Annotated in this window: 3 protein-coding genes and 2 pseudogenes; all 5 read left to right on the top strand. The window is 62.2% G+C overall.

Annotation, left to right across the window (positions count from 1 at the left end):
• Positions 1 to 97 (top strand): annotated as a pseudogene (locus HP546_RS26555) (flagellar export apparatus protein FliQ); the annotation flags it as partial.
• A 7-nt stretch (positions 98 to 104) separates the two neighbouring features.
• Positions 105 to 881: a flagellar biosynthetic protein FliR gene (fliR, locus tag HP546_RS26550; protein WP_172231713.1), complete on the top strand. Its 777-nt coding sequence runs from the start codon at positions 105 to 107 to the stop codon at positions 879 to 881.
• A gap of 2 nt (positions 882 to 883) precedes the next feature.
• The gene (flhB, locus tag HP546_RS26545) at positions 884 to 2026 is read left to right on the top strand and encodes a flagellar biosynthesis protein FlhB (RefSeq protein WP_172231710.1); all 1143 of its coding nucleotides are present in this window, start codon (positions 884 to 886) and stop codon (positions 2024 to 2026) included.
• Positions 2027 to 2147: 121 nt separating this feature from the next.
• On the top strand, positions 2148 to 4277 hold the full coding sequence (gene flhA / locus HP546_RS26540; RefSeq protein WP_172231707.1) for a flagellar biosynthesis protein FlhA: 2130 nt from the start codon (positions 2148 to 2150) through the stop codon (positions 4275 to 4277).
• Between the two features lie 11 nt (positions 4278 to 4288).
• A pseudogene (gene flhF, locus HP546_RS26535) lies at positions 4289 to 4423 on the top strand (flagellar biosynthesis protein FlhF); the annotation flags it as partial.

Genomic DNA, 4423 nt, shown 5'->3' with positions numbered 1-4423 from the left:
GCTGGTCACGTTGATCGTCGCCGGGCCCTGGCTGGTGCAGAAGTTCATGGAGTACATCACCAACCTGTACACCAACATCCCGCAGCTGATCGGTTGACGCGGCGATGCTGGAGCTGACAGACGCGCAGATCGGCACCTGGGTCGCCACGTTCATCCTGCCGTTATTCCGGGTGACGGCGGTGCTGATGACCATGCCGATCTTTGGCACCCGCATGTTGCCGGCGCGGGTGCGCCTGTACGTGGCGGTGGCCATCACCGTGGTGATCGTGCCGGCGCTGCCGCCACTGCCTGAATTCGACCCGCTGAGCCTGCGCGGGATGTTGCTGTGCGCTGAGCAGGTGATTGTTGGTGCGCTGCTCGGTTTTTCGCTGCAGCTGCTGTTTCAGGCGTTCGTGATCGCGGGTCAGGTCGTTGCCATCCAGATGGGCATGGCCTTCGCCTCGATGGTCGACCCTGCCAACGGCGTCAACGTGGCGGTCATCAGCCAGTTCATGACCATGCTGGTGAGCGTGCTGTTCCTGTTGATGAACGGCCACCTGGTCGTGTTCGAGGTACTGACCGAAAGCTTCACTACTTTGCCGGTGGGCAATGCGCTGGTGGTCAACCACTTCTGGGAGCTGGCCGGGCGCCTGGGCTGGGTGTTCGCCGCCGGCCTGCTGCTGATCCTGCCGGTGATCGCCGCCTTGCTGGTGGTGAACATCGCATTTGGCGTGATGACCCGCGCGGCGCCGCAGCTGAACATCTTCTCCATCGGTTTTCCGCTGACCCTGGTCATGGGCATGTTCATCTTCTGGGTCGGCCTGGCCGATGTGTTGTCCCACTACCAGGCATTGGCCAGCGAAGCGCTGCAATGGCTGCGTGAGCTGGCGAGGGCGCGCTGAGCATGGCAGAAAGCGAAAGTGGCCAGGACAAGACAGAGGACCCCACCGAGAAGCGCAAGCGCGATGCCCGCGAGAAAGGCGAGATCGCCCGCTCCAAGGAGCTCAACACGGTGGCAGTGACCTTGGCCGGTGCCGGTGGCCTGCTGGCGTTCGGCGGCCACCTGGCCGAGACGCTGCTGGCGATGATGCGCATGAATTTCAGCCTGACCCGCGACATCATCGTCGACGAGCGGGCCATGGGTGCGTTTCTTCTGGCATCGGGCAAGATGGCGATATGGGCGGTACAGCCAATCCTGATCCTGTTGTTTGTGATCTCCTTCGTGGCGCCTATCGCGTTGGGCGGTTTTCTGTTTTCTGGCAGCCTGCTGCAACCTAAATTCAGTCGCATGAACCCGCTGTCGGGGATCAAGCGCATGTTCTCGATGAACAGCCTGACCGAGCTGCTCAAGGCGCTGGCCAAGTTCTTCGTGATCCTGATAGTGGCGGTGGTGGTGCTGACCAACGACCGCCAGGCCTTGCTGTCGATTGCCAACGAGCCGCTGGAGCAGGCGATCATTCACAGCTTGCAGGTGGTGGGCTGGAGTGCGTTGTGGATGGCGACCGGGCTGTTGCTGATTGCGGCGGCGGACGTGCCGTTCCAGCTGTACCAGACGCACAAGAAAATGAAGATGACCAAGCAGGAAGTGCGCGACGAGTACAAGGACAGCGAGGGCAAGCCCGAGGTCAAGCAGCGCATTCGCCAGCTGCAGCGCGAGATGTCGCAGCGGCGCATGATGGCCGCGGTGCCGCAAGCCGATGTGATCATCACCAACCCGACGCATTATGCGGTGGCGTTGCAGTATGACCCGGAGAAGGGTGGGGCGGCGCCGTTGCTGCTGGCCAAGGGGGCTGATTTCACGGCCTTGAAGATTCGCGAAATTGCTGTCGAGCACAAGATCCAGATTCTTGAGTCGCCGGCGCTGGCGCGGGCGATCTACTACTCCACCGAGCTCGAGCAGGAAATCCCCGCCGGGTTGTACCTGGCGGTGGCGCAGGTGCTGGCCTATGTGTTCCAGATCCGCCAGTACCGGGCGGGTAGAGGGAAGCGACCGGAGCCGTTGAAAGACGACCTGCCGATCCCGCCGGATTTGCGGCGTGACAGTTGATCTTGTCTCAGGGCCGGGACAGGCAATATAAATCCCCCACCGAGCAAAGTTGGACAGCTTCTTGCAAAGCCAGCCGCAGACGCCCCTCGGGCGTCAAAGTTTTGCATCAAGAGGACTCGCGGTGGATCGCACTCAGTTAATCAGCAACGCCCGTAACAACCTGGCCGGTCTTGGCCGGGGCAACCTGGGTGTGCCGCTGTTGCTGCTGGTGATGTTGGCAATGATGATGTTGCCGATACCGCCGTTCCTGCTCGACGTGTTCTTCACCTTCAACATCGCCCTGTCGATCGTTGTCCTGCTGGTCTGCGTGTACGCCCTGCGGCCGCTCGATTTCGCCGCATTCCCCACCATCTTGCTGGTGGCCACGCTGCTGCGCCTGGCCCTGAACGTGGCCTCCACCCGAGTGGTGATGCTGCACGGCCAGGAAGGCCATGGCGCCGCCGGCAAGGTGATCCAGGCCTTTGGCGAGGTGGTGATCGGCGGTAATTATGTCGTTGGTGCGGTGGTGTTCGCCATCCTCATGATTATCAACTTCGTGGTGGTCACCAAGGGCGCCGGGCGTATCTCGGAGGTGAGCGCGCGTTTCACCCTCGACGCCATGCCCGGCAAGCAGATGGCTATCGACGCCGACCTCAACGCCGGCCTGATCGACCAGGCCCAGGCCAAGCACCGCCGTGCCGAGGTGGCCCAGGAGGCCGAGTTCTACGGTTCGATGGACGGTGCCAGCAAGTTCGTCCGCGGGGACGCCATCGCCGGCCTGTTGATCCTGTTCATCAACCTGATCGGCGGCATATTGATCGGCATGATGCAGCACGGCATGAGTTTCACGGAGGCTGGCAAGGTGTACGCCCTGCTGACCATTGGTGACGGTTTGGTGGCGCAATTGCCTTCACTGCTGCTGTCCACCGCTGCCGCGATCATGGTTACCCGTGCCTCCGGCTCCGAGGACATGGGCAAGCTGATCAACCGGCAGATGTTCGATTCGCCCAAGGCACTGGCGGTTTCCGCCGGGCTGATGATCGTCATGGGCCTGGTGCCGGGCATGCCGCACGTCGCCTTCATCAGCCTTGGCCTGCTGGCGGGCGGTGGCGCCTACCTGGTGTGGAAGAAGCAGCAGAAGACCAGGCTGCAGGCACTCAAGGAGGCGCAGCAGCAGCAGGACTTGCTGCCTTCGCCGCAACGTGCACTGGAAACCAAGGAGCTTGGCTGGGACGATGTCACGCCGATCGACATGATCGGCCTGGAGGTCGGTTACCGGCTGATCCCGCTGGTCGACCGCAACCAGGGTGGTCAGCTGCTGGCGCGGATCAAGGGGGTGCGCAAGAAACTGTCCCAGGACCTGGGCTTCCTGATGCCCACGGTGCACATCCGCGACAACCTCGACCTGCAGCCCAGTGCCTACCGCCTGACCCTGATGGGGGTGATCCTTGCCGAGGCCGAGATCTACCCGGACCGCGAACTGGCCATCAACCCGGGCCAGGTATTCGGCACGCTCAACGGTATTGCCGCGCGGGACCCGGCATTCGGCCTGGAAGCGGTGTGGATCGACGTTGGCCAGCGCTCGCAGGCGCAGTCGCTGGGCTACACCGTGGTTGACGCCAGTACCGTGGTGGCTACCCACCTCAACCAGATCCTGCAGAAGCACTGCCACGAGCTGATCGGCCACGAAGAGGTGCAGCAATTGCTGCAGGTGCTGGCCAAGGCATCGCCTAAACTTGCAGAAGAGCTGGTGCCCGGTGTCATTTCCTTGTCGGGCCTGCTGAAGGTGCTGCAGGCCCTGCTGTCGGAGCAGGTACCGGTGCGCGATATCCGCAGCATTGCCGAAGCGATCGCGAACAATGCCGGCAAGAGTCAAGATACCGCCGCGCTGGTGGCGATGGTGCGCGTCGGATTGTGTCGCGCCATCGTGCAAAGCATTGTCGGCGTTGAGTCTGAGCTGCCAGTGATTACCCTGGAGCCAAGGTTGGAACAGATTTTGCTCAATAGTCTGCAAAGGGCCGGGCAGGGTCAGGAAGATGGTGTTCTTCTGGAACCTAGCATGGCCGAGAAGCTGCAACGTTCGCTGATCGAGGCGGCTCAGCGCCAGGAAATGCAGGGCCAGCCGGCCATCCTGCTGGTGGCCGGCCCGATCCGCGCCATGCTGTCGCGTTTCGGTCGCCTGGCTGTACCGAATTTGCATGTGCTGGCGTATCAGGAAATACCGGACAACAAGCAAGTCACCATCGTTGCCACCGTGGGCCCTAACGGCTGAGGTAGTGGATAATGCAAGTTAAGCGATTTTTCGCCGCCGATATGCGTCAGGCCATGAAACTGGTCCGTGATGAGCTGGGCGCCGATGCCGCGATCATTGGCAACCGCCGCATTGCCGGTGGTGTCGAACTGACGGCCGCGCTGGAC

The organism is Pseudomonas sp. CM25 (assembly GCF_013179705.1).
In the GTDB taxonomy this organism is placed as follows: Bacteria; Pseudomonadota; Gammaproteobacteria; order Pseudomonadales; family Pseudomonadaceae; genus Aquipseudomonas.
The sequence above is the reverse complement of the archived record's forward strand: the minus strand, read 5'-3'. Positions and strand labels throughout refer to the sequence as shown.

Coding starts and splice junctions, on each gene's coding strand:
- fliR (WP_172231713.1), top strand. CDS start 105: ATGCTGGAGCTGACAGACGCGCAGATCGGCACCTGGGTCGCCACGTTC.
- flhB (WP_172231710.1), top strand. CDS start 884: ATGGCAGAAAGCGAAAGTGGCCAGGACAAGACAGAGGACCCCACCGAG.